This window comes from Stieleria maiorica (assembly GCF_008035925.1).
Lineage (GTDB): Bacteria > Planctomycetota > Planctomycetia > Pirellulales > Pirellulaceae > Stieleria > Stieleria maiorica.
In genome coordinates this window covers 8,685,211-8,708,133 of record NZ_CP036264.1, presented here as the reverse complement: position 1 = coordinate 8,708,133, position 22,923 = coordinate 8,685,211, and the positions used below count along the sequence as shown (strand labels likewise).

Below are 22,923 nucleotides of genomic sequence, written 5' to 3'. Positions count from 1 at the left end.
CGGTTGACAGTCGGTGCGGGCGGGTCTACCTTTCGCATCCAACGTTTGGTGGTGCCGTCGGGCGATAAGGAATCGTCGGCGGAAACAGGGAACTTTGGTGAAACTCCAAGACGGCCCGGCCGCTGTAACCGATGCTGTTGATTGTCTCGTTGGCCTGGGTGCCGGCGCGTCGATCAGCCGTCCACACTTCACTCTTTTGGCCATTGTCCGCGGATCATCCTGCTTGACGCAAGGTGACCGAATGACGAGAAGGCGAAGTGGGCGACGAGAATCGGAAGTCAGAAGACCTACCACGAAACGGACGCTTCAGGGACCTTCCAGGGTGAGGTCGGCGTCAACAGATTGGCTCGCACCGCACTGGTTCTCTTCGCCGTCAAAAGCGGTCACGGAGACGCGAGATGGGTCTGTTCACTATAGAGTTTGCTGCTGCCGGCACCCCGAGTCTGGTCATGCGCTACCGCCAACGCCGACACGATGGCATCGTTGCCAGGTCGCTTGCTGCGCCCGTCGCGGGATCCACCGCTGGTCCGATGCGAGCGGGATTCACGTTGGTCGAACTGCTGGTGGTGATCGCCATCATCGGCATCATGGTGGCGTTGTTGTTGCCGGCGGTGCAATTTGCCCGCGAGGCGGCTCGGCAGACCAATTGCCGCAACCACCAGCACCAGATCGGTGTGGCGTTGCACGCGTACCACAACATGCATCGTTCGTTACCGATCGGATGTTTGGAGTGGCGGTTTTGGGGCCAGCCGAGCACGCGAAAGAATTTGGCGTGGTCGGCATTCCTGCTGCCGCAAATGGGTGAACAGGCGCTGTACGACGCGATCGACTTTGATTATGCGTTTGATCATCCGCGCAACGCGGAAGCCGCCGCAGTGGTGGTCGAATCGTACCTGTGCCCCACCGAGGTGCCTCAGGGGACCAACGGACGCGGCGAGATCAGCTATGGCGGCTTGTTCGGCGAACGTCTGATCGACCGGCGGCCCGATGACGGTGTGTTCTTGTACGAACAGCGGATCCGTTTTCGCGATTGTCTGGATGGTCTGTCCAACACGATGGCGACCGGTGAAGACATGGTCGGGCCGGACAGCGAATGGATCAACGGAGGGAACGTGTTCGTCCAATCGCATCCGATCAACGACGATTCGGCCTGGGTCGGCGACAACGAAATCCGATCGCTGCATCCGGCCGGCGCGATGGTGCTGTTTCTCGACGGCAGCGTGCACCTGTTGAACGAATCGCTCGACGAAATCGTGCTCGGCGGAATGATCACGCGGGCCGGTGGCGAAATGATTCCGGCAGATGCGTGGTAGGTGTCCGTGCGAGCAATCTGGGCTTCATGACTTTACAACCAAGATTTTGAAATTCACATGAAACGTTTTCGATCCTTTTTACTCTCGCTTTTCACGGTCGGTTCGCTCGCTTCGTCGGCCGCGGCCGCAACCGTGACGTTTGAGAATCTGCTGGCCGCACCGGACACCTATTACAAAGGCGACACGTCACAGATTAATAGTGATCCTTGGACCGTCGATGGTGTTGAATTCAGCAACCAAACGACTTTCCCGGGATACTGGAGCGGTTGGGCCTACAGCAACACGACGGACACCGTCACGTCGGGATTTACCAACGAACATTCCGCGATCGCCGGCGGTGGAAGTGACGGGCTGGGTGGAGCGGTCAGTGGAGGCACTTACGCGTTGGCATTTGACGACAGCGCGACCATCAACCTGCCGACCGGCGCGATGGTTCAAAGTGTCGATTGGACCAACGGGGCGTATTCTTATTATTCGATGCTCAACGGTGACGACTTTGCAAAGCAGTTTGGCGGTCCCGGTGGAACCGACGAGGACTTTTTTCGTGTGGTCCTGACCGGCTACAGTGACGTCGATCGCGGGGGCGCGACGACCGGCGCGGTGACGTTGACCTTGGCTGATTTCACCTTCGCCGATGGCAGCCAGGACTACATCGTCAACACTTGGCAGGTCGCTGAGGACTTGACGACGTTGGGCGATGCGCGTTCGATCGGGTTGACGTTCCAGTCCAGTGACTCGGGCCAGTTTGGGATCAATACACCGAAGTACCTGTTCATCGACAACTTGCAGTATTCGGTCACCGCCGTTCCCGAACCGACGGCGTTTGGTTTTCTATTATTGGTCGGTGGCGTCGGTTGCTTACGAAGGCGTCGTCGCTGAAGGACGACGCGGGATAGGCTTCTAGCCTGTCCCACTTTCACGACTCATCGGTCGGCGCTGCGGATCGCCGCGACGAGTTCGGCGATGGTCTGTTCGAGCAGCTCGGTGTCTCCGAATTGCATGCCCAGGGCCCGAATCTTTTCAGTGACGATTTGATTCTTGGCCGTTTTGGCCGGGCCGGTGATTTCCGAGGGGCTGTCGGCGAGCCGTTTGGCGATTCCGGCGACTTCGAAATCGCTGATCATCCGGTCGCAGCAATTGTAGGTTTCCCCGGCGATCGATTCGTCGTGGTTGAGCAACAGCAGCGCGGCTTTGGCGACGTCGTGGGCGTGGACGGCTTTGCCACCGCCGCGGGCGTCGACCGATCGTCCGGCGCAGATCCCGGCGACCAGGTCGTACCAGCGCGATTGGCTGATCGGTTGGGCTACGCCGTAGATCGAGGGCGGACGGAGGTTGGCCGCGACCAGTTTTCCGCTCGCGCCGTAATGGTGCACCACGGTTTCGATCGATGCCTTACAAGCACCGTACAGGGTCGACGGCAGCAGCGGGTGGGTTTCGTCCAGCGGGCGGTCGCTCAGCACCGTGTCGTGGACGGTGCCGGAGGAAATGAAGATAAACTTCTTCACGCCGGACCGCTCGGCGGCGTCGAGCAACTGCAGCGATCCGGTCGCATTGCGATGCCAGTATTTCAGCGGGTCATCGCCGCTGTCCATGAAGGAGTCTCCGCCGCGAAACAACCCGGCGTGGATCACGGCGTCGGCTCCGGCGACCAGGTGTTCGGCTTGCGTCAAGTTTCCCAACTCACCTTCGACCCAATGCACGTGGGTGGATTCGGGCATGGACGCGGCCAGGGTGCGATACCACGCGGTGACTTCGTGACCTTGGTCGATCAGGTGGCCGATCAGGTGGCGGCCCAGGAAGCCGGTTCCGCCGGTGATTGCAATTCGCATCGGAGGGTTGCGGTGATGGGAGGATGTCGGGGCCACTCACTTGCGTTTTGTTGATTGATCTGGATCGCAAGTGGGATTAGCCGTTTCGCGCAAGCGTACGGGCCTTACTCACCGAGGAAACGTCTCCAGGGTCCGTAGGCTCGCGCCAAACGGCTGATGAAATTAACCGGCCCGCAAGCCGGTGACGCAATACGGTGGTCGGATTCTACCTCGCATTATTCAAACGCTTGACCGCGCAGCAAACAACCGCCTCGAGCAGTCGCAGCGTCGGATTTGTTCGAGCTGCCTGCGGGGGCGGTTGTGCGATGGAGAGAAGTGATGTGGAGAGGAAAGAGCGGTGAGGAGGGGCTAAACGGTGTTCCCGCCGGGTGGTCGCGGCGTGCCGTTTCAATCGACGTCGGAGTGGATGTCGGGCCCACCGGATGGCGCCAAACGGTTCAGAACGCATCGCGGCGTCTGGCCTTCGGCGTCGGCGTCGGAGCCCCTGGTTGCACTCGATCGTTGCGGCAATGGGCCGGCGAGGCCCGGGGGGAGAGCAGGTTAGTTGCCCATGGCGCCGGCGATCGCGGCTCCGGACTTGTCGAAGCTTTTTTGGGTCTCGGAGGTCAACGTGGCGACCGAGCCGATGCAAACGGCGATGATCAGGGCGAGCATAACGGCGTATTCAACCGCCGTTGTGCCCTCCTCATCCCGCCACAGCGACTTTCGCTCGGGGAGTTCGTCTTGCTTAGTCATGGTGGGGATATATCTTTTTGGTCGGTTTTCTCGGGGAAAAGGCACAGCCGATGAAACATAGGCCAGAAACCTGCGTACTCACTGCCAATACGTACACTTTTTGGGTGGCCAATCGCGCTGCCGGTGGCGCTGCGGTAGGGATTGGAACGTCCATTCGGATTGCCCGGCGTGTCGACACGGGGCAGCCTGCGCATTGTCATCGGTGGGCCCGCGTTTTACCCTGTTGCGGGCTCCTTCCCCTTCAACCCCAGTTTCGATGATCGGTCCAGTATTCAATCGCGAGGCGACCGTCGTTCCCAAGCGTCCCAAGACGTATTTGGCGCGCGGTTTGTATTTGATCGCACTGTTCGGATTGCTCTGCACCGGCTACCTGGTGTTGGACGGTTCGCGTTCGCTGGCGACGGTGTCCGATTCGGCTCGGTTCGGCGGCTGGATGTTCCTGTTGCTCGCCCCGCTGCAATTGCTGGTGCTGTCCAGTTTGGCGGCGGTGGGGTCGGCGGCCAGCGTGGCGCAGGAGAAAGATCGGCGGACGTTGCTGTTGTTGTTGATGACGCGTTTGAGCGGGTTCGAGGTCGTTGTGGGGAAGTTGGCGGCGACGCTGCTCGGACCGCTGGCGATGCTGTTAGCGGCGTTGCCGTTTTTTTTGGTGCTTCCGCTGCTGGGCGGTGTTTCTCCCGGTCAGGTGTTTTCGGTGTTTCTGGTGACCGCCGCGACGGTGGTGTTTTCCGGTTCGGTCGGCACGGTGGTCGGGTTGTGGCGTGAGAAGACGTTCCAGGCGATCGCGTTGACGGTGCTGACGTTATTGATGCTGGTCGGTGCCGGGGAAATCCTGATCGCGCTGGCGAACCTGCCCGAGGCGGTGTCGCTGGCGCTCAGCCCGGTGCGTGCCCTGGGGGCGGCGGCCTCGCCGCTGGCGAGTCTTTCGCAGCAGACGTCGCTTGGGGTGTGGTTGTTCACGGCGCTCACCCTGGCGGGATCGGTCGTGGTGTTGGGCATCGGTGTCGCACGGGTGCGGATTTGGAACCCGTCGCGGGAGGTTCGGCTGAAAGCCCCCGAGCCGGAGACGAGCGAGGATTTGGAGACACTGGAGGCGCCGAGCAGTTGGAAGGTCCGCGCGCCGCGTCAGGTTTGGAAGAATCCGATCCTTTGGCGTGAGGTCCGCACGTGGGCCTATGGGCGTAAGGTGGTCGTGATTCGGTTGGCGTTCGCGGCGTTGTTCCTGTTGGGTGCGGCGGTGATTTACGGCCAGATGCAAAACGGGACGGCGTACGAGCCGGCGGCCAGGATCGGCCGGGCGTTGCCGGCGGCGACGTTACCGGTCGCCGCGATCGGCGTGGTCAGTTTGGTGTTGATCAACGCGTTGGCCGTCAATGCGGTGACCGGTGAACGGGACGGGTTGGCGTTGGACCTGTTGTTGGTCACGGATTTGAGTCCCCGCGAATTTGTGTTCGGCAAGTTGCTGGGGGTGTTGTATGTCGGCAAGGAGATGATTCTGTTGCCGTTGGGGATGTTGTTGTTCTTGGCGGCCAACGGGGTGATGACGTTTGAGAACATGGTCTATGCGATGCTCGGCTCGGCGATCTTGTACGTGTTCGTGGCGATGTTGGGGATCCACGCGGGTTTGAATTACGTGGCCGGGCGCACGGCAACGCTGGCCAGTTTGGGGACGGTGTTTTTTCTGTGTGTCGGGATCGCGATTTGCATGACGATCATGGTCAGTTTTCGCGGCGCCTTTCAGCTGCAATTGGCCCCGTTCTTGGTCATGATCTTGGGCGGCGGTGCGGCGTTGTTCGCGTCGTTGGGTTGGCGGAATCCGTCCTCGGCGATTTTTCTAGCCTCGTTCACGTTGCCGTTGATCACGTTTTATTCGATCACTCAGTTCTTGCTGCAAACCGACCACCTGTTCGTCTTCTTTTCGATGGCGGTCGGTTATGGTTTTACGATCGCCGCTTTGATGATCCCCGCACTCAGCGAATTCGATGTGTCGCTCGAACGCGATCGAGGGGCCGAGGGAAATGGCTGATTGAGCGAGCTGATGCAGTATGTCGGCTGGTTGGTGCCGATGGCGGTTTTGGTGTTGCTGAGTGCGTTGTTCAGCGGCAGCGAGGCGGCCCTGTTCTCGTTGACGTTGCGACAGCGCCGGCAACTTCGGCGCAGCGGTGTGGGCGGTCGAATCGCCGATCGGATGCTCGGCGATTCGGAAAAGCTGCTCTCGGCGATCCTGTTCTGGAATCTGCTGATCAACATGACGTACTTTGCGATCGCGTCGATCGTTGCCAGCCGCCTGGATGCGTCGGCCGATGCCGGGGCCAGTGTCGCCTTGCTGTTCACGTCGGCCAGTTTGTTGGCGATCATTTTCTTCAGCGAGATGCTGCCCAAGAGTTTGGCGTTGCTGGCCCCGATGCAGGCTTCGGTGTTGCTCGCGCCGGCATTGAACTTGGCGGTGCGTTTGGTCAGTCCGCTGTTGCCGATCATCAAGACATCCAATCTGTTGGCCGGACGGTTGCTGTGGCCGTCGTTTCAGCCGGAGAACGAGATCGATTTGGCGGACATCGAACGGGCCGTCGAACTCGGCACCGACGACGCGGCGTTGATGGCCCGAGAGCGATTGGCGTTGCAGAATCTGGTCGCCATTGCGGAAATGCGGGCAAGTGAATTGATGCGACCCCGCAGTCGCTTGCACCTGGTCGAATCACCGATCCAAGCCGACGAACTCTTTTCTCAATCGCCCCCGGGCGGCTACGCGATCATTACCGACCAGTCCGGCGAGACGATGGTCGGGGCGCTGGGGGTGAGGATGCTGCGCCCGAGTCAGATCGATCATTTCGAAGACTTGGTCGAACCGGTGATCTATGTCCCCTGGTCCGCACCGGTCGCCCGGGTTTTGGATCAGCTCAAGGAGAACGACCTGAGTGTTGCGATTGTGGTGGACGAATACGGGGACGGGATCGGCGCGCTGTCGATCGACCGGATCTTTCGACGAATGCTGGCTCCCGAGCACGACCAGTTTGAAGATGATGCCGATTCGGCGGCGATCGAGCAGATCGAACCCGACCTTTATCACGTCGCCGGCGGCATTTCGCTGCGGCAGCTGGCCAAACAATTGGCCGTCAACGTTCCCGATGGATCGGTGGCGACGGTCGCCGGGTTCATTCAACGCCATAACGAACGCCTGCCACGGCTGGGCGATCAAGCCACGTTGGAAGACTATGTATTGACGGTGCTCGAAGAGATTGAGGGCACGCTCAGGATCGAAGTCCGGCGCCACAGGCCGGCCGACCCCTCGGGCTGGAACGACGGGAGGGACGCCCGATGATCTTTTTCGCGATCCTCTTGTTCTTGTTCGGCCTGGTCCTGAGCGCGTTCTTCAGTGGCAGCGAGACCGGAATGTATCGGGTCTCCCGAACCCGTCTGGTGCTCGACGGTCTGGACGGCTCACGCAGCGCGCGGGCACTGATCTGGGTGCTCAATCGACCCGCGCTGTTCGTCGCCACGGCGTTGGTGGGAAACAACCTGGCGAATTTTTTAACCAGTTTCGCAATCGTGCTGGCGGTCATCGCGCTGTTCGGCGACTCCTCGGCGGCGGAGCTTGTCGGACCGGTTCTGATGACCCCGGTCGTGTTTGTGTTTGGCGAACTTTTGCCCAAGCACTGGTTCTTTCAAGCTCCCTACCGGTTGTTGACACTGGTGCGGCCGGTGTTGTTGCTGGCGACCGTGTTGTTTTTGCCGGTGTCCGTCTTCTTGGGGGTGCTGGCCGCCGCGTTGGGCGCATTGACCGGCCAAGCGCCATTCCGAATCTCCGTCGCCATGGCTCGCGGGGAACTGACGCAACTGTTTCGCGCCGGCGAGGAAGCCGGGATCCTGCACTCCGGCCAGCGTTCGCTTGCCGGTCAATTGTTCGAGCTGGGCAGCGAACTGGCCGTCTCCTTCGCAGTCCCGTTGAACCGATTGGCGACGGTGGAGTTGCCGATCGATAAAGACGCGACCGCAGCGGCGGCGCGACGCCAGAATCACGCGATCGTGCTGGTCCAACAGAAAAAGAGAATCGTCGGCTACCTGAGGTATTCCGAGCTGGCGACCGGCAAGGCCCAGGTGGAGATTCGACCGGTGATCCGAGTCCCGCTGACCGAACGCCACCTGACCACGTTGCTGAAACTCTATGACGAAGCGAGCGAGGTCGCGCTGCTGTGTGACGAGAACGACGATGTCCGCCACGTCGTCACCCGTCGGCAGCTGTTGCGGGCGATGACGAAGTAAGAAACCGCAGGTTCAGGGTGTAGCGGAAGCCGCCAAGGCTTTCGACACGCCATGTGGCGTCGCCGCCCCAGTGCGAAACTCTTGGCGAGTTCCGCTACGGGAAATGCAGACTACGATTTGCTGTAACCCAGGTTGGTGATCACCATCAGCATTTCGTCACACGTGATGTAACGACGATGGTGTTCCAGTTTGTATTGGTCGATCGCCAACGCCAATTCACGCCCGGCTTCGGAGAGTCCGTCATGGGAGCTGCCGAACTGTCGTCGCTCTGCGCCAGCTTTCGATCCGCCTTGGCGACGTCGATCGACAAAACCTTCGCTGCCCGGGCCCTGTGAGATCTGGCCTTCTGCGATCTGGCCCTGTTCGATCTGGCCCTGTTCGATCTGGCCCTGTGAGCCCTGATGGACCGGTGAGTCCTGACGCGGGCCGGTGACCGGGGGAACGATCGGCGCGGTCGGGAATTCACTTGATGGCGTTGGGCTGGAAGCGTTGAATAGCGACATGAAGAGCTCTCATTCTTGGAAGGGACTGTTGACGGATCGGGCGACGGATCTTCCGCTCGGTGTCGTTAATGTGGGAATCGAGGACACTGCTGTTCGATCGTGTGCGCCCTGTCCCGCGCAGTTCGTCACTCAACCGTAGTTCATTCGCGGGGGTGGCGCGGTGCGAGAGCCTGAAAAACCTACCGGCTATTCACGGGGAAAACCCGCTGGTGCGTTCTGGGTTCCGAATGCGGGGGCCGCCCGCGGGATCCGGGCCGGACAATCGGAACAATCGAGAGAACGTTCCGTCGACTGCCGCATCGTTTCCCGTTGGGCCGGACAGTCGCCGTCCTCTCCGAGGCCGGCGCGGGGCGAAGCTTCGCTCTTGCGCGTGCGCCGAGTTCGGAGAACACGGCGACTGTTCGAGCGGATCGGCAGCCTAAGTTTAGAAGTTGACCTCGCCCTAGCGGCGCGTCCCTTGATCGGCCTGCTGGGCAGCCAATTGTTCGGGCGTCAGCAGGTACTGGCTCCAACCGCTCGATTCGACCAGTCGGCGATCGAGTTCCAGAGCACGTGCGACCGACCGGCTGGCCAGATCCGCCCTGCCCTTTTCCAGTTCGATGGCGGCGATTTGCAGATGCGGTTCGGCGCGTTGAGGATCGCTTTCGGCGGCCTTGGCGAAGTGTTTGACTGCGATTTCGGGTCGGTTCAGATTGCGCATCGCGATCCCACGCAGCATGTGCACCCTGGTCGGCGCGGCCGATTCGTCGCCGGTCGGGTCAAGCTGGTCGAGCGTCGCGACGATGCGATCGTACTGATTGCTGTTGAGGTACAGTTCGGCGACTTGCAGCTTGGCGTCGATGAAATCCGGCTGCAGGGCGAGGGCGCGGTGGTAGGCGGCAAGCGCTTCCTGTTCGGTGCCTTTTTGCCGCAGACAATCGCCGCGGAGGGTCCAGATTTCAGCGGAGCCTCGTTCGGACGCCAACGCGATTTCGCTCTGTCGTTCGGCTTTCTCCAAGTGCCCTTCTTGCAAGTACATTTCGCCCAGCCGTCCGACCAATCGCGGGTCACCCGCGCTCAATGCAACCGCTTTCTCCATGTGCTCGATCGCGGAAACTCGCTGCCCGCGGTTCCAGTACGCTTCGGCCAACCCGCGATGGGCGTGGTCGTCTTTGTCCGACAGCGCCAACGCTTCTCCGAAAAGTTGCTCCGCGTCGGTCCACTTTCCCACCCGCATTTTCTGCAAGCCCTGTCGCGACAGTTTGCGTGCGGCGATCGACTGTCGGCTTTCCCCGATCCCCTGAATCGCGCGGCAGCCGACCGATGTGCAGCACAACAACGACAGGACGCAGGCCCAGGCCGCCAGGCGGCGCGTCATGCGATGGGCGCATGCGTTCGCGGGACGTTGAAAGAGCGTTAGAGAGCGGATGCTCAAGCGCACGCGGGTCACCCGGCAGTGTGGGGGGACTGTGTGTTCGCGCCGTCGCGCGGTCAAACTACAACGAGTCGGAGTTGTTCTTCGGCACCGCGACTCATTGACAGCAGTGAGAAATACCAGCGAAATGCGTTCCGCTGCAATTGCGTCTTTTTCATCCCCCGGTCCTCCCCATCAGTTTCATGCCTGCTCAATTTGATTCCTTCGGTATTCGATTCCTGTACCCCGACAACTGGTCCGTCGCCGATCGCGGCGAGGACGAAGGGGATCAGGGGGCGACGCTGGATTTTCCCGGGGGTGGGTTTTTCTCGCTCGAATTGACCGGCGCCGAGGCGGTCGGTCCGCTGATCGACCGAATTGTCAGCACGATTGCGGCCGACTACGAAGACCTGGAACGCGAGGATGTCACCTTGGACGTCTTGCCCGCTGGGACTGCCGTGACGGATCTCAGGTTTTATTACCTGGACTTGCTGATCATCAGCCGGATCGCGGTCCTAAAACAGGGCAATGATTCCAGCCCAGACGACGTGTTGCTGGTCCAGATGCAGGCCGAAAGCCGCGATTTTGACAAGAACGAACCGGTGTTTGCCGCGATCTTGAAACAGATCGCCGACGCCGGCTAAACCAAGTCTTGCTTGCGTTTTTTCCGCCGTCGACGCGAGCATTCGCGGCACACGCCGTTGATGATCATCTTGTGGCTTTCGACGCGAAAACCGTGCAATGCCGCCATTTGGTCCCGGATCGCGACCAGTTCATCGCTCTGGAACTCCAGCAGTTTCCTGCAGCGGGTGCAGTACAGGTGATCGTGCTCGGGGTAACCGTAATCGTGGTCGTAAACTGTCCGGCCATCGAGTTGAAAACTGTTCAGCAGTCCGGCGTCGACACATTCCCGCAGCGTGCGATACACCGTCGCGGTGCTGACGTAGTTGTCTTCCCCCCGTCGGGGGAGTCGCTCGATCAGCTCTTCGGCATCAAAATGCTCGTGCTGGCTGAACACTTGTTCGATCAAGAATTTTCGCTGGCTGGTTTGGCGCAGGCCGCGCGATTGCAGGTACTCGCTGAAGCGTTCCTGGGGTGACAGCGACGTCTCCAGCGGTTGGACCTTGGTCGCAACCGTTTCGGAGCTTGATTTCGCGGTTTCGGAGGTCGATTCCGACAATTCAGCCATGATGGGAGGTCAGAGAAAAGAAAGCATCACCCCGTCAGCGTGGGGCGAGCGCCCTCTCGAGACGCTGTGTCGACGAGTTCCGGTCATGTAAGAAGTCTACACGACTGGTCAATCGCTGTCTCTGGCGGGCGGGCGATTGCGGTCGCCCCGAGGCGGCATTCGGCCAGCGGTAACGGAACTCGCCGAGAGTTTCGTTTTCGATCGGGCCGGACAGTCGCCGTCCGCTCCGAGGCCGGCGCGGGGCAAAGCTTCGCTATTGCGATCCGCCGAGTTCGGAGAACACGGCGACGCTTGGAACGGACCGGCAGCCCGCAAATTGAGCTGCGTCCCTCGCCCGTGGCGCGGGCGAGCAAATCAACAAGCCGCTAACCCAGCAGGTCCAGGAAGCGATCCAGGGCCGCGTCCATTCGTTCGGGGGTGTCGTAGGAGCCGTCGGCGATTTGACGTCGCAGTTCGGCGACGCGTTCGAACCGGATGCCTTCTCCGGCGACCGCCGCATTGCCCTCGATGCGATTGGCCGACGTGGCCGCTTGGCTGAGGTCCAATTGGTCCACCGGGCCGGCCGGTGAGGACGACGGGGCTTGATCGACTTTGGACGCAGCGGAACTGCGATCGACTTGCGAGGTGGCTTGGACGTTGGAAGCGGATTGCGTGGTGGAAACCCGATAGGGACCGTAAATCTGCATTTGAGCGATGCTCCGAAGACAAAATGGACAACCCAATCACCGGCTGATTTGCCCCAACAGGGGTGGTCTTGCCGTGATTAGGGGATTTAGGCGACGTAGGCCGGACCGGACCGATGGGGCAAGCCCCACCGACAAATCAGTCATTTCCGCATCGGCCGTCAGCGCCGCGATCCGTGTCCCAGGATGCAATCCGTACAGCTTTGAAGAGACTTTTGCTAAGCGCGAAGCGGGCGGAAACAGTAATAGCTTTCGGCTCGCAGGTCCGCGTCAGTTGAGTCCATTCGTAAACTTTTTGGGGGCAAACCCGGGACATTCACGCCGACAGTAGCAAAGTCACCGACCCCGATGCAAGGGAATCTGTCGAGAACCGTTCAACTGGTCTCGGGCTACCGGTTCGATTAAGTTGGATCGAGTGCCGAATTCGCATCAACCCACGGATGGCAGAGCGTACCCACGGATAAAACGCAGGCTGGGATCTTCGCTTGGAAGGCCAAGGGTCTCGTCTCACCGCTCACACCCTTCGCCTCAAGCCGATGCCCGAGCGCCCGAACGTTAATCCCTACAAGCCGACGAGATTGATAGGATCGCAACGCACTTCGTTCTTGAGATTGATCGTGTGTCTCATCGGCATTCTGATAACGGCGGTCGCATTCTTGTACTTTGCCGCTGTTTCCTTGCTGTATTGCTGGATGCTCTTTGTTCCAATGCCCGGTTGGCCCGTCAGCCAGTTAATGTTTAACATCGTTATCTGGACGGCATTTGCGACGCTTTCCGCATTCGGTTTTTGGAGAACCTTCCGGGCGCTGGCGTCCTCGTCGCGGATTGATCCCGGTCTGGACGGAATGCGGTCGGACTGACGGCCGCTAGTCAACCAATCGTCTCACCTTCGTTCGAACGGGATGTACCATGTACCGGTTTCTTTTCGCAGTCGTGTTCGTTTGGGTCCCCGTCAGCTTCATGTCGCTTGTCGCAGTCGGACAAGTCGAGGAGTCGCAGCCGGCAGACGCCGGAGAGCCGACGGTTGGCGAGACGATCAAGGGGGAGTGGGTGCTGTATCGCGAAACGCCCAATGGCAAGTACATGACGATCAAAGTGCATCGCGGGGATCATACGGTGGTGACGACCTATGACCCGAACAAGCATCCGATCCAATCGCATCGGTCCGAATACCGCATCGATACCAGTGGTGCGGTGCCCGTCTTTCGCTATCGCAACAAAGTCGTGCTGGTCGGACCTAATGCGGGTGCCAAAGATGAACGGGAGTCGGCGTATATCTTCCGCATCGATGGTGATCGCTTCTATGAAGTGCACGGGATGTTGCCCGATGACAAGGGCAAGCCGTCGCTAATGATTTGGCAGCGGCTGAAAGACAACCCGATTCCCAAAGACGAGGCCTGAACCATGGCCGATCGATTCAATCCCAGCGATGCGCAAACCTATTTCACGTCGAAGTTCTGGAAGGACCATGTCTTCATCGGCAACGAACTGAGCAAGAAGAAGGCCGAGATCGTTTTTCAGCGACGGAGCGTGCGGATCAGTTCGGTGATCTGTTTGACCCGAGCCGAATTGACGTCACTTGCCGGCGAAATCCACAACCGTCAGACCGAATTTGCTAACGCGGGGCCGCACTCGATGTACGTCAGTCGCGCCGCGTACGACATCTGGTCGCGCGGCGGCAGCAAGCCGAGCGATCGGCAATCGGCCAGTCACAAAAAGTCGACGTTTCGTTTTGCGGTTCAGCGACAGGTCGACGGCAAGTACGCGATCCATCATTTCGATGGATGACCTATTGCCACAGTCGCAGCACGCTGACCAAGTTGTGGTGCTGGTCGGTCCACAGCGGCGCCTCTCGCAGCTCTTCGTCGGTCGCCGTGGTGGCCTTGGCCAGAGAAGCGGCTTGGAAGATCGTGTGTCCGGGTTGGGCGATGATCATCCATGTCGAGTGGGTCGTGCCGATGGAATTGTCGCCGATGCCTTCGAACATGCGGCTGTCCATCTGGGCATCGCGGCTGAGGTTGTGGACCAGTGGTGAGAGTTCCAGGTGGTTGTTGGACGTGTGAATCGCCAGGACGCCTCCTTCGGCGAGTCGCTCTTTGTACAGCGACATCGATTCGCGCGTCAGCAGGTGTGCGGGGATCGCATCACTGCTGAAAGCGTCGAGCACCAACAGGTCGAATTTGGCGTCGGTCATCCGCTCCAGCACCAAGCGTCCGTCGCCGAGGTGGCGGGTCATCGACGAGGGGCAGTCTTTCATGAAGGTGAAATAGCGGTCGGCAATGTCGATGACTGCGGGGTTGATTTCGATCAGGTCAAAGGAGTCGGTCGGGCGTCCGTAGCTGGTCAGCACGCCGCAACCGAGTCCGACGATGCCGATCCGTAGCGAGGGGTGTTGTTGCTGCAACTCTTTGATCACGTGGCCGACACCGCTTTCGTAGCCGTAGTAGGTCGTCGGCTGGGATTGATGCGGTGCATGGCGTTGCATGCCGTGCAGCGTGCTGCCGTGCACCAGGCAAATGCCGAGTGGTTTCTCGCGGACTTTGAGCACGCCGAAGAAATTTCGCTGCGATGCGATGGTCCGATTGTTGGAGACGAAGGCCATGGTGATGATCGGCGAGATCATCACCAGGAGCGCCCCGTACTTCAGTCGTGCCGCTGCGGCCCAGTCGTATTCGGCTTGTCGCCACGTTTTACAGGCGAAGAACAGCAGGAAGGTGAGTGCGGTGACCAGGGCCACAAAGAACGGCAACTCGGCGTGGTTGTTCAGCAGCAGCGGACACAGGATGGCGACGATCACGCCGCCGAGCGCGCCGCCGGCCGACAGCATCGCATAGTACTGTGTCAGTCGTGCGGTGCCCGGTTTCAATCGGGCGACTTCGCCGTGGCAAAGTAGACAGGCACCGAACAGCATCACCATGTAACAGCAGGCTTCGGCGATCAATTGAATGCTGCCCGGCAGCAGTGTCTTGCCCTGAATCAATGCCAGTGCGGCCAGTGTGACCGCGGCGATCGGTTTGGGGCGGTACCACTGAGGTGAGTCAAAGCAAACGATGAAGCTGGCCAGATACAAACTTAGCGGCAGTACCCACAGAAAGGGGACCACGGCGATGTCTTGGCACACATGATTGGTGACGACCAACAGCATCACCGAGGCCAACGCGGGAAGCGCGATCCAGGCGGCTTGTGTGGCCGCGGAAACGGGCGCGGTGGCGGCGGTCGATGCGGGGGAGGTCTCCGGTGCCTTTGGTTCGGTAGCTTCGAAGGAATCGGGCGTGATCCGGAACAGACTGACGGCGACGTAACCTTGGACGAGCGCGAACAGACAAAACAGCAACGACCACATGCTGGACTGTGTCGACACCGACAGCACGGGTTCAAACAGAAACGGATAGCTGAGCAGCGCGAACAAGGAGCCTGCGTTGGACAGGGCGTACAAGCGATAGACGCGTTCGCTGTTGTCGTGGAAGCTGAGCCAGGCTTGGACCAGCGGCCCGGTGCTGGAAAGCACGAAGTACGGCAGTCCGACGTGGCTGGCGAGCATCCACAGCAGGTGCAGCGTCGGCGATTCGCTGCCAGTCGGTTTCCAGGCGTCCGACGGTTCGATCGGCAACGTCATCGCGGCCGCGCTGAGCAGCAGCAAGTGCACCGCGGCTTGTGCGAACGGATTGCAATAGGTGCGGAGCACGTGTGCATAGAGGTAGCCGCCGAACAACAACAGTTGAAAAAACAACATGCAGGTGGTCCAGACCGCCGGTGTCCCGCCGAACCAGGGCAGGACGCATTTGCTGATGATCGGTTGGACTTGGAAAACCAGGAAAGCGCCCAGCAAGATCGTTGCGGCGAACCAAATCATCGATCGACTGCGACCGTCATCCGTTGTGGCTGGTGAGGATTGTGACGGTGTTGACGGTCGGCTGCTGATTGAGTTGGACATTGCTCGAAGGAATTCCCACATGCGGCGTTCGGATTTCAGGGATTGCGGTCGCAATCGATAGAAATGGCGCGAAACCTTAGGTCACCGATAGCGCGGTGATCGACGTGCGGGGTGAAAGTCGGGTAACTTACGGCTGTTTGAATCAACAGGGCACTAATGCCTTTCGTTGAGATGTCCTTCCCCACCGGTCCCGGATCCGCAAACGCGTGTCGCTCAGTCCCCCACGAGACGAAGCATCCATTGCCGTTCGCGATCGCGTCTACGTCGACGCCAAGCGAGCTGCGCTTTGGGGCCTGACCAGCAACGCGGTGTTGGTGATCGTCAAGTTGGTCGGTGGGCTGTTATTGCGCAGTTCGGCGTTGATCGCCGATGCGGTCAACTCCATCGGCGACGTCACCAGTTCGGTCGTCGTCCGTGCCGCGCTGCACATCGCGGAACAGGAGGAAGACGACGATCATCCCTATGGGCACACCAAAGCCGAATCGATCGCCGGGTTCGGCGTCTCGCTGTTGGTCATGTTCGGGGCCGGGATTCTGACCATCGAGACGATTCACGGGTTTTCTGAGGAGCCGGAGATCCCACACTGGTCGGCCGGCGTGGTCGCAGCGGTTTGCAGCCTGATCAAGGAGGCGCTGTTCCGATACACGTCTCAGGTGGCCAAGCGACTCGATTCGGCGGCCCTGCGTGCGACGGCGCTCGATCACCGCAGCGACGCGCTCGGCTCGGGGGCGATCGCGATCAGCTTGTTCGCCGCGCCCTCGCTGGGCGGCTTCGGTCCCTATGTCGATCCGATCGCGGCGCTGTGTGTTTGTGCCATGTTGATCATCACCAGCGCCAAGATGTTTCTGGCAATCGCCGCCGAGTTGATGGACCAGCAAGCGGATGCGGAAACGGTGGCCAAGGTCCGGGACATCGCGGCGGAGGTCGATCAGGTCAAAGACACCGAAAAGCTACGCGTGCGAAAGAGCGGATTGGAGTACTTCATCGAACTCCATGTTCAGGTCGACGGCCAGCTGAGTGTTGATGAAGGCCACCGCATCGGACACGAAGTCAAGGACCGATTGTTGGCGAAGATGCCACGGGTTCGAGACGTGCACATTCACATCGAACCGTGGACGGACTGATCGTTCCTGGGCCAGGTGTGTTGTGAACGTTTTTGATTGGGGTAGCGGAAGCCGCTAAGGCTTTCGGTCTTCCGCGCGGCGTCACCGCGCCTGCGCGAAACTCTTGGCGAGTTCCGCTACCCGAAAACTAAGCTGCGACGAACTGCTCGTGCCGCGGCGCGAGCAAGGGACGAGGCGGATCCACTCGCTTACGCTTCGGGCTCATACTGATCTTTACGTTGCTTCGGCGAGGGCTTGGAGTTGGACGGTTGCCCTGCCCTGCTCTTTTTCCAGGTAGGCGCGTCCGAATTTGACGTTGACGTGGTCCCAGGGCAACTTGTCCAGCAGGTCATATTTGTCGTGGACTTGCTGTTGGACGTCGATGCCGGCGTCTTCGATCGCCGACCACCAGCGATCGGGATCCAGGTGCTCGGTCCAGCCGTCCATGCGTGCCCCACGCTCCCAGGCCAATCGGATCGCTTTGCCGGTGCGTCGATCACCGCGGCTGAGCACGCCTTCGAGCAGACTGGTTTCGATGTTGTGGCACTTGATGTTGACGCTGCGTATTTTTCGCCGACTCCACATGTACTTGTGGGCCCAGTGGAAATACTCGCGGCTTTGCATGCCGTTCCACTGGTAGGGCGTGTGGGCTTTGGGAACAAAGTTGGACACGCTGGCGGTGACGCGGGCGTAGCGGCCTTTGACTTCTTTGCCGACCGTGGCGATGGTTTCCGCCAAGTCGACGATGCCGTCCAGGTCGACCGGTCGTTCGCCGGGCAATCCACACATGAAGTACAGTTTGACGCTATCGAATCCGTTTTGGAACGCGTTGCGACAGCCTTCGATCAGGTCGCTGTTCTTGATCTTCTTGCGAATCTGTTCACGCATGTCATCGCGTGCGACTTCCGGTGCGAGTGTTAACGAGCTGCGTCGGTCGGTGCCGATCAGTTGTGGCAGCGATCGCAATTGATCGTTGACGCGCAAACTGGGCACGCTGATGTTCACGCCGAGCGGCTTAAAGACTTCGTGCAGCCGTTTGACCAGCGGTTCGAAATGCGGGTAGTCGCTGCTGGAGAGCGAGAGGATGCTGATTTCGTTGTGGCCGGTGTTCAGATAACTTTGCCAGGCGGCATCGACGATCGTGTCGACTTCGCGGATCCGCAAGGGGCGTTTGATCACCGTGCTTTGGCAGAACCGGCACAGGTGCGGACAGCCACGCATGATTTCCAAGGCGATGCGGTCGTGCACACATTCGATGTAGGGCACGATCGGCTCGACCGGCAACGGGATGCCGTCCAAATCGCTGATCACGCTGGGGGCAAACGTGGTGGGGACGTCCTCGCGCAGCCGCTCGAGCGATACGATCCGGCCGTCTTTGTAGGCCGGCTCGTAGAACCGCGGCACGTAGGCGTAATCGAGCGTGTTGGCGACTTTGGCCAGGGCATCGCTTCGCTGGCGTTTGCCTTCTTCCCCGTCGGGCAACGTGCCGTCGTCGCGGCGATAGCTCTCTTTGATTTCCAGCCACAGGTCGCAGACGTCCGGCAGGGCCGGTTCGCCGTCGCCGGTGATCATGACGTCAAAGTAGTCGGCCATCGGTTCGGGGTTTTGACAGCAGGGGCCGCCGGCGACCAACAGCGGGTCGTTCATCGTGCGGTCGACCGATTCCAGCGGGATGCCGCCCAGGTCGATCATCGTCAACACGTTCGGCGAGCTGATCTCGTACTGCAGGCTCAACCCGACGACGTCAAATTCCGACAGCGCGGTGAAGGTTTCCAGGGTGTACAGCGGGATGTCGTGCTGGCGGAGCAATTGCTCCATGTCCGGCCAGGGGGTGAACACACGCTCGGCACACCAGTCGTCGCGGCGGTTCATCAGCGAGTACAGCACCTGCAATCCGTGGTGGCTCATCCCGATCGTGTAGGCGTCGGGAAACCCGACGGCCAGTTTTCCACGCAGGCCGCGATGGTCTTTGACGATGATGTTGCGTTCGCCGCCGACGTATTGCGCGGGGGTCTGAACGTGCGGCCAAACGCGGGATTCGAGCAGTTTGCGTCGCTGGTGGTTGATCATTCAGGAATGCCGATTCGCTGGGGGCGGGTGTGGTGGACAATCGATCCAATGCCTAAAGTGTGGTCGGTACCGGGGCATGAACGCAAGACAAACCGACGATTTCAAGGTGCATGCGAGCTGTGAGCGAATTTGAATCAGTGGGGAAGGTGGACGATTTCGAGATCGGCCGCGGAAAAGCCGTCCCGATCGAGGGCCGGATGGTGGCCGTGTTTCGCCAGGAAGATGGCAGTTGGTACGCGATCGATGACCTCTGCCCCCACATGGGGGCTTCCCTGGCCGAGGGGCATGTCGAGGGGACGACGGTCACCTGCCCCTGGCATGCCTGGCGATTTTGCATCGCCGATGGAACCTGGGAAGACAACCCGCGGGTGAAGACCGACTGCTTTGAGGTCAAGGTCGAAGGCGAGGAGGTGTTCGTCCGCGAGCTTGAGCAGGAGTGACAACCGATTTTGTGATCTACCAACGACTACCATTGGGGGGCTGGGCAGAAGGCCTCAACTGAAATCAGCTGAGTCGTGCTGGTGGTCCTGCTTCATGGCCGTCTGCGGAAATCGGGTAAGAAAATTTCGGAGGTAAGAAAATGATGAAATGCACCCTTCATTCGATGTAGGTCATTTTTCTACCCAAAAAATTTTCCTACCCTTCTACCCAGCCACGACGTCCTTAGTAGGTCGTCGCGCGGAGCCCCACGGGCGACGGCCCGGAAGGGCCGTCGTACACGGAAACGTGTTCGCTCTAAGCTGGACGCTCCCTACAGGCCCCGGACCAACTCCAGGGTGTGGGATTGGCCGACTTTCAGGACAACGGGTTTGGCGTCGGTTTCGGCGGTCACCTTGTTGGCCCAGGCCGCGGCGTCTTGTTCGATCGGCGGCCAGGTGTTGTAGTGGGTCGGCAGCACGACGCGGGGTTCGATCAACTTGATCGCTTCGATGCTGTCGTGGATGCCCATCGTGAACAGGTCTCCGATCGGCACGACGGCGACGTCCGCCCCACCGGCGTACCATTTCATGTCGTGGTAGTAGGCCGTGTCGCAGGCAAAGTAGACGCGGAAGGTCTCGAACTTGAGCAGGAATCCGGCGGCCGAACCGCCGTAGGATCCGTCCGGCAGGCTGCTGCTGTGCAGTGCGGGAACCATCTTGGCGGTCCCGTCACCGATCGGGACGTTGCCGCCGACGTTCATCGCCACCACATTTTCGAAGCCGTGGTTCTTTTTGAACCATTCGGCGATCTCCCAGGTCGCGATCAATTGGGCGCCGGAGTGTTTGACCACCGAAGCGACGTCGCCGACGTGATCGGCGTGACCGTGCGAAACCAGCACGTGCGTGACGTCGGGGAAATCTTCCGCTTTGGCTTCGGCTTTCGGGTTATCGGCAAAAAACGGATCCAGCAAGATCCGTGCATCTTTAGTTTCGATCAGCCAGCTTGCGTGGGAGAGCCAGGTGAGTTTGATCATCGGGTTCGATCTTCCTTTTGTTGGCGAAGTTTAGAAAGGATAACATCTTCCGCCGTCGCGATGTCGGCCTGGGCGTGAAAGACATTCCCCGCTTGCCGTCGGGCGAACTCTCTCCGCGAATCGTCATCGTTTCCCAGAACCCGGCGAGGATCGTAGGTGGTAGCGGAATTCGCCAAGAATTTCGGCTTTTCCCGTGTGGTCTGCTGCGCGTCGAAAGCCTTGGCGGCTTCCGCTACGGGTTGAGGGACGAAGCCTAATAATCTTCGCCACGCAATCGGGCGATTTCCATGGCGTCCTTGTCGCCGCGTCCGGACAGGCACACGACCAAGTTCTCGCTTTTGGGCATTTCGGCGGCCAGCTTCATCGCCTTGGCCAACGCGTGGCTGGATTCCAGGGCGGCGATGATGCCTTCGCTGCGGGCCAGTTTATCAAACGCGTCCATGGCCTCGGCGTCGCCGCACTGGATGTAATCGACGCGGCCGGTATCTTTCCAGTAACTGTGTTCGGGGCCGACGCCGGGGTAGTCCAGTCCGGCACTCATGCTGTGCACGTCGCAGGTTTGGCCGTCTTCGTCTTGCATCACATAGCTGTAGCTGCCGTGCAGCACGCCGGGCGATCCGAAGGACATCGGGGCGGCGTGATCGCCGGGATTGCTGCCGCGGCCGCCGGCTTCGACGCCGACCAACCGCACGCCGTCGTCTTCGATGAAGGGATAGAACATGCCGGCGGCGTTGCTGCCACCGCCGACACAGGCGACGACACAATCGGGCAGTTTGCCGAACACCTCGAGCGATTGATCGCGTGCTTCGCGTCCGATGACGGCCTGGAAATCGCGGACCATCATCGGGAACGGATGGGGGCCGATCACGCTGCCGATGATGTAGTGGGTGTGCTCGACCGAGGCCATCCAGTCACGCATCGCTTCGTTGACGGCGTCCCGCAACGTCCGCGAACCGGATTCGACGGGGCTGATCGTCGCTCCCATCAGCCGCATGCTGAACACGTTGGGCTTTTGCCGGCGAATGTCTTCGGACCCCATGTAGACTGTGCAGGGCAGCCCGAAGTGGGCGCAGGCGGTCGCGGTGGCCACGCCGTGTTGGCCGGCGCCGGTCTCGGCGATCACACGCGTCTTGCCCATGCGCAAGGTCAACAAGGCCTGGCCAAGCGTGTTGTTGATCTTGTGCGCCCCGGTGTGATTCAGGTCTTCTCGTTTGAGCCAGATCTGGGCCCCCCCGGCGGCCTCGGACAGCCGTCGGGCATGGTAAAACGGGCTGGGGCGTCCGACGAAGGTTTTCAGCAATCCGTCCAGTTCCTGCTGAAAGCTCGCATCTTTCTTGGCCAGTTCGTATTCCTGGGCCAATTGATCGAGTGCCCGGGTCAGCGTTTCGGGGACGAATCGGCCGCCGAAATCGCCGAATCGGCCTCTTTCGTCTGGGACGGATGCGGTGGCGGGTGATCGGGAAGGAGCACTGCTCATCGTAAGTTTTGCCAAAAAGGTATGCTTCCGTATTTCAAGTTCATCATCTTCCCCCGGTCATCCAAATTGGTCAACGCGACGAACTCCCGCCCAAAGCGATTCCGCCGGATTGACGATGCCGCGATCGGCACGGTGATGGGAGTCGACTACAGCGGTGCGGCCCAGTCCGGGAGAACGGCGTGGATCGCGGAATTAGCCGCTGCCGGACCGCTGCGGGTGGCTGACGATGAACCGAGTTTCCGGCTCGCGTCCTTGCATCCACTGGGCCGGTTGGCCGGTGGCGACGACCGCGACAGCGTCAACCGCTACTTGGTCGACCGCATTGCATCGCAATCGAAAACGTTTTGGGGGTGCGATTTTCCGTTCGGATTACCGATCGAGTTGAACATCGGCGACTGGCAGGATCAATTGTCGCACGCCAGCGAGTTCGACGGTTCGGCCAAGGAATTCGGCCAGTCGCTGGTTGAGCGGACCGAGCAGGTGTTGGGGACCAAACACGTTCGCCGCACCACGGATCGGGAAACGCAAACGCCGTTTGATTGTTACCACTATCGGATCATCTACCAGACGTTCCACGGCATGCGGGACGTGTTGGCCGAGTTGGTCGCCCATCGCAATGTCGTCGTGTTGCCGTTTCAATATGACCAAGCGGGCCGCGGCGTGGCATCCTCGATCCTGGTCGAAGCATGTCCGTCGTCGACCCTGAAGCGATTGGAATTGCCGCACCAGCGTTACAAGCAGTCTGGTGGGAAGCCGCCAGAAGACACGCACAAGCGGACGCGACGAACGATCTTGAAGACGGTTTCGAAATACGTCCAGATCTCGCCGCATCGACGACGGGTGATCATGAACGATCCCGGCGGCGATGCACTCGATGCGGTGCTGGCGGGGCTGGGAGCGTGGTTGGGGGTGGCGCGAGCCGACCATCACGCGATCCAGGCCCACCCGCGTTATCGGCGCGAGGGGTTTGTGTATTGTTGAAGG

22 protein-coding genes and 1 riboswitch are annotated in these 22,923 nt (G+C 60.4%); of the genes, 11 read left to right on the top strand and 11 right to left on the bottom strand.

Features of this window, described 5'->3' with window-relative positions; translation table 11 throughout:
- Nucleotides 1-32: 32 nt before the first annotated feature.
- Nucleotides 33-309: riboswitch (cobalamin riboswitch) on the top strand.
- A gap of 89 nt (nucleotides 310-398) precedes the next feature.
- Both Mal15_RS29550 and Mal15_RS29545 read left to right on the top strand, forming a co-directional pair.
- The gene (locus Mal15_RS29550; protein WP_233903107.1) at nucleotides 399-1,313 is read left to right on the top strand and encodes a DUF1559 domain-containing protein; all 915 of its coding nucleotides are present in this window, start codon (nucleotides 399-401) and stop codon (nucleotides 1,311-1,313) included.
- 57 nt (nucleotides 1,314-1,370) lie between these two features.
- Nucleotides 1,371-2,192, top strand: coding sequence for a DUF4465 domain-containing protein (locus Mal15_RS29545; protein WP_147872677.1), 822 nt, complete (start codon nucleotides 1,371-1,373; stop codon nucleotides 2,190-2,192).
- 44 nt (nucleotides 2,193-2,236) lie between these two features.
- Here Mal15_RS29545 and Mal15_RS29540 read toward each other — a convergent pair whose 3' ends face one another.
- Together Mal15_RS29540 and Mal15_RS29535 are read right to left on the bottom strand one after the other, a co-directional pair.
- Nucleotides 2,237-3,142 (bottom strand): NAD-dependent epimerase/dehydratase family protein, encoded by a 906-nt coding sequence (locus Mal15_RS29540; RefSeq protein WP_147871044.1) that lies wholly within the window; start codon nucleotides 3,140-3,142, stop codon nucleotides 2,237-2,239.
- A 540-nt stretch (nucleotides 3,143-3,682) separates the two neighbouring features.
- The gene (locus Mal15_RS29535; protein ID WP_147871043.1) at nucleotides 3,683-3,877 is read right to left on the bottom strand and encodes a Flp family type IVb pilin; all 195 of its coding nucleotides are present in this window, start codon (nucleotides 3,875-3,877) and stop codon (nucleotides 3,683-3,685) included.
- Nucleotides 3,878-4,133: 256 nt separating this feature from the next.
- Between Mal15_RS29535 and Mal15_RS29530 the strand changes: the two genes are divergently transcribed.
- Genes Mal15_RS29530 through Mal15_RS29520 form a run of 3 tightly spaced genes read left to right on the top strand, consistent with a single transcriptional unit; the run spans nucleotide 4,134 to nucleotide 8,134 of the window.
- Nucleotides 4,134-5,900 (top strand): hypothetical protein, encoded by a 1,767-nt coding sequence (locus tag Mal15_RS29530; RefSeq protein WP_147871042.1) that lies wholly within the window; start codon nucleotides 4,134-4,136, stop codon nucleotides 5,898-5,900.
- Nucleotides 5,901-7,193: a CNNM domain-containing protein gene (locus Mal15_RS29525; RefSeq protein ID WP_233903106.1), complete on the top strand. Its 1,293-nt coding sequence runs from the start codon at nucleotides 5,901-5,903 to the stop codon at nucleotides 7,191-7,193. It begins immediately after the preceding gene.
- Nucleotides 7,190-8,134 (top strand): CNNM domain-containing protein, encoded by a 945-nt coding sequence (locus tag Mal15_RS29520; RefSeq protein ID WP_233903105.1) that lies wholly within the window; start codon nucleotides 7,190-7,192, stop codon nucleotides 8,132-8,134. The genes Mal15_RS29525 and Mal15_RS29520 overlap by 4 nt, the downstream gene beginning before the upstream one ends.
- Before the next feature lie 110 nt (nucleotides 8,135-8,244).
- Here Mal15_RS29520 and Mal15_RS29515 read toward each other — a convergent pair whose 3' ends face one another.
- Both Mal15_RS29515 and Mal15_RS29510 read right to left on the bottom strand, forming a co-directional pair.
- Nucleotides 8,245-8,637, bottom strand: coding sequence for a hypothetical protein (locus Mal15_RS29515; RefSeq protein WP_147871041.1), 393 nt, complete (start codon nucleotides 8,635-8,637; stop codon nucleotides 8,245-8,247).
- 442 nt (nucleotides 8,638-9,079) lie between these two features.
- On the bottom strand, nucleotides 9,080-9,994 hold the full coding sequence (locus Mal15_RS29510; RefSeq protein ID WP_147871040.1) for a tetratricopeptide repeat protein: 915 nt from the start codon (nucleotides 9,992-9,994) through the stop codon (nucleotides 9,080-9,082).
- A 239-nt stretch (nucleotides 9,995-10,233) separates the two neighbouring features.
- On the opposite strand from Mal15_RS29510, the gene Mal15_RS29505 reads away from it, so the two are divergent.
- Entirely contained in the window at nucleotides 10,234-10,674 is a 441-nt protein-coding gene (locus Mal15_RS29505; RefSeq protein ID WP_147871039.1) for a hypothetical protein, read from the top strand.
- Here Mal15_RS29505 and Mal15_RS29500 read toward each other — a convergent pair.
- From Mal15_RS29500 to Mal15_RS29490, 3 genes are all read right to left on the bottom strand, one after another.
- Complete coding sequence (locus tag Mal15_RS29500) at nucleotides 10,671-11,219, bottom strand: Fur family transcriptional regulator (RefSeq protein WP_147871038.1); 549 nt, start codon at nucleotides 11,217-11,219, stop codon at nucleotides 10,671-10,673. The two genes, Mal15_RS29505 and Mal15_RS29500, sit on opposite strands and share 4 nt — an antisense overlap.
- Before the next feature lie 365 nt (nucleotides 11,220-11,584).
- The gene (locus Mal15_RS29495; RefSeq protein WP_147871037.1) at nucleotides 11,585-11,905 is read right to left on the bottom strand and encodes a flagellar biosynthesis anti-sigma factor FlgM; all 321 of its coding nucleotides are present in this window, start codon (nucleotides 11,903-11,905) and stop codon (nucleotides 11,585-11,587) included.
- A 559-nt stretch (nucleotides 11,906-12,464) separates the two neighbouring features.
- Nucleotides 12,465-12,647 carry a hypothetical protein gene (locus tag Mal15_RS29490; RefSeq protein ID WP_147871036.1) on the bottom strand — a complete coding sequence of 61 codons (183 nt, stop codon included), beginning with the start codon at nucleotides 12,645-12,647 and terminating at the stop codon, nucleotides 12,465-12,467.
- 164 nt (nucleotides 12,648-12,811) lie between these two features.
- Between Mal15_RS29490 and Mal15_RS29485 the strand changes: the two genes are divergently transcribed.
- Both Mal15_RS29485 and Mal15_RS29480 read left to right on the top strand, forming a co-directional pair.
- Nucleotides 12,812-13,303 (top strand): hypothetical protein, encoded by a 492-nt coding sequence (locus tag Mal15_RS29485; RefSeq protein WP_147871035.1) that lies wholly within the window; start codon nucleotides 12,812-12,814, stop codon nucleotides 13,301-13,303.
- A gap of 3 nt (nucleotides 13,304-13,306) precedes the next feature.
- Nucleotides 13,307-13,690 (top strand): hypothetical protein, encoded by a 384-nt coding sequence (locus Mal15_RS29480; RefSeq protein ID WP_147871034.1) that lies wholly within the window; start codon nucleotides 13,307-13,309, stop codon nucleotides 13,688-13,690.
- 1 nt (nucleotide 13,691) lies between these two features.
- On the opposite strand, the gene Mal15_RS29475 is transcribed toward Mal15_RS29480, so the two are convergent.
- A complete protein-coding gene (locus Mal15_RS29475) occupies nucleotides 13,692-15,836 on the bottom strand; it encodes a fused MFS/spermidine synthase (protein ID WP_147871033.1) in 2,145 nt (714 codons plus the stop codon).
- Between the two features lie 206 nt (nucleotides 15,837-16,042).
- Between Mal15_RS29475 and Mal15_RS29470 the strand changes: the two genes are divergently transcribed.
- Complete coding sequence (locus Mal15_RS29470; RefSeq protein ID WP_167547119.1) at nucleotides 16,043-16,960, top strand: cation diffusion facilitator family transporter; 918 nt, start codon at nucleotides 16,043-16,045, stop codon at nucleotides 16,958-16,960.
- 213 nt (nucleotides 16,961-17,173) lie between these two features.
- Here the strand turns inward: Mal15_RS29470 and Mal15_RS29465 are convergent, their stop codons facing one another.
- Entirely contained in the window at nucleotides 17,174-19,009 is a 1,836-nt protein-coding gene (locus Mal15_RS29465) for a TIGR03960 family B12-binding radical SAM protein (RefSeq protein WP_147871031.1), read from the bottom strand.
- Between the two features lie 119 nt (nucleotides 19,010-19,128).
- On the opposite strand from Mal15_RS29465, the gene Mal15_RS29460 reads away from it, so the two are divergent.
- The gene (locus tag Mal15_RS29460; RefSeq protein ID WP_147872671.1) at nucleotides 19,129-19,449 is read left to right on the top strand and encodes a Rieske (2Fe-2S) protein; all 321 of its coding nucleotides are present in this window, start codon (nucleotides 19,129-19,131) and stop codon (nucleotides 19,447-19,449) included.
- Between the two features lie 311 nt (nucleotides 19,450-19,760).
- Here the strand turns inward: Mal15_RS29460 and Mal15_RS29455 are convergent, their stop codons facing one another.
- Together Mal15_RS29455 and trpB are read right to left on the bottom strand one after the other, a co-directional pair.
- Nucleotides 19,761-20,462: a metal-dependent hydrolase gene (locus tag Mal15_RS29455; protein ID WP_147871030.1), complete on the bottom strand. Its 702-nt coding sequence runs from the start codon at nucleotides 20,460-20,462 to the stop codon at nucleotides 19,761-19,763.
- Nucleotides 20,463-20,715: 253 nt separating this feature from the next.
- Nucleotides 20,716-21,939: a tryptophan synthase subunit beta gene (gene trpB, locus Mal15_RS29450; RefSeq protein ID WP_147871029.1), complete on the bottom strand. Its 1,224-nt coding sequence runs from the start codon at nucleotides 21,937-21,939 to the stop codon at nucleotides 20,716-20,718.
- Nucleotides 21,940-21,960: 21 nt separating this feature from the next.
- On the opposite strand from trpB, the gene Mal15_RS29445 reads away from it, so the two are divergent.
- Nucleotides 21,961-22,920: a DUF429 domain-containing protein gene (locus Mal15_RS29445; protein ID WP_233903104.1), complete on the top strand. Its 960-nt coding sequence runs from the start codon at nucleotides 21,961-21,963 to the stop codon at nucleotides 22,918-22,920.
- The last annotated feature ends 3 nt before the right edge of the window (nucleotides 22,921-22,923 follow it).

Excerpts from the sequence above, each read along its gene's own strand:
- Mal15_RS29550 (WP_233903107.1), top strand. The coding sequence starts at position 399 with ATGGGTCTGTTCACTATAGAGTTTGCTGCTGCCGGCACCCCGAGTCTG.
- Mal15_RS29545 (WP_147872677.1), top strand. The coding sequence starts at position 1,371 with ATGAAACGTTTTCGATCCTTTTTACTCTCGCTTTTCACGGTCGGTTCG.
- Mal15_RS29540 (WP_147871044.1), bottom strand. The coding sequence starts at position 3,142 with ATGCGAATTGCAATCACCGGCGGAACCGGCTTCCTGGGCCGCCACCTG.
- Mal15_RS29535 (WP_147871043.1), bottom strand. The coding sequence starts at position 3,877 with ATGACTAAGCAAGACGAACTCCCCGAGCGAAAGTCGCTGTGGCGGGAT.
- Mal15_RS29530 (WP_147871042.1), top strand. The coding sequence starts at position 4,134 with ATGATCGGTCCAGTATTCAATCGCGAGGCGACCGTCGTTCCCAAGCGT.
- Mal15_RS29520 (WP_233903105.1), top strand. The coding sequence starts at position 7,190 with ATGATCTTTTTCGCGATCCTCTTGTTCTTGTTCGGCCTGGTCCTGAGC.
- Mal15_RS29515 (WP_147871041.1), bottom strand. The coding sequence starts at position 8,637 with ATGTCGCTATTCAACGCTTCCAGCCCAACGCCATCAAGTGAATTCCCG.
- Mal15_RS29510 (WP_147871040.1), bottom strand. The coding sequence starts at position 9,994 with ATGACGCGCCGCCTGGCGGCCTGGGCCTGCGTCCTGTCGTTGTTGTGC.
- Mal15_RS29505 (WP_147871039.1), top strand. The coding sequence starts at position 10,234 with ATGCCTGCTCAATTTGATTCCTTCGGTATTCGATTCCTGTACCCCGAC.
- Mal15_RS29500 (WP_147871038.1), bottom strand. The coding sequence starts at position 11,219 with ATGGCTGAATTGTCGGAATCGACCTCCGAAACCGCGAAATCAAGCTCC.
- Mal15_RS29495 (WP_147871037.1), bottom strand. The coding sequence starts at position 11,905 with ATGCAGATTTACGGTCCCTATCGGGTTTCCACCACGCAATCCGCTTCC.
- Mal15_RS29490 (WP_147871036.1), bottom strand. The coding sequence starts at position 12,647 with ATGTTAAACATTAACTGGCTGACGGGCCAACCGGGCATTGGAACAAAG.
- Mal15_RS29485 (WP_147871035.1), top strand. The coding sequence starts at position 12,812 with ATGTACCGGTTTCTTTTCGCAGTCGTGTTCGTTTGGGTCCCCGTCAGC.
- Mal15_RS29480 (WP_147871034.1), top strand. The coding sequence starts at position 13,307 with ATGGCCGATCGATTCAATCCCAGCGATGCGCAAACCTATTTCACGTCG.
- Mal15_RS29475 (WP_147871033.1), bottom strand. The coding sequence starts at position 15,836 with ATGTCCAACTCAATCAGCAGCCGACCGTCAACACCGTCACAATCCTCA.
- Mal15_RS29465 (WP_147871031.1), bottom strand. The coding sequence starts at position 19,009 with ATGATCAACCACCAGCGACGCAAACTGCTCGAATCCCGCGTTTGGCCG.
- Mal15_RS29455 (WP_147871030.1), bottom strand. The coding sequence starts at position 20,462 with ATGATCAAACTCACCTGGCTCTCCCACGCAAGCTGGCTGATCGAAACT.
- trpB (WP_147871029.1), bottom strand. The coding sequence starts at position 21,939 with ATGAGCAGTGCTCCTTCCCGATCACCCGCCACCGCATCCGTCCCAGAC.
- Mal15_RS29445 (WP_233903104.1), top strand. The coding sequence starts at position 21,961 with ATGCTTCCGTATTTCAAGTTCATCATCTTCCCCCGGTCATCCAAATTG.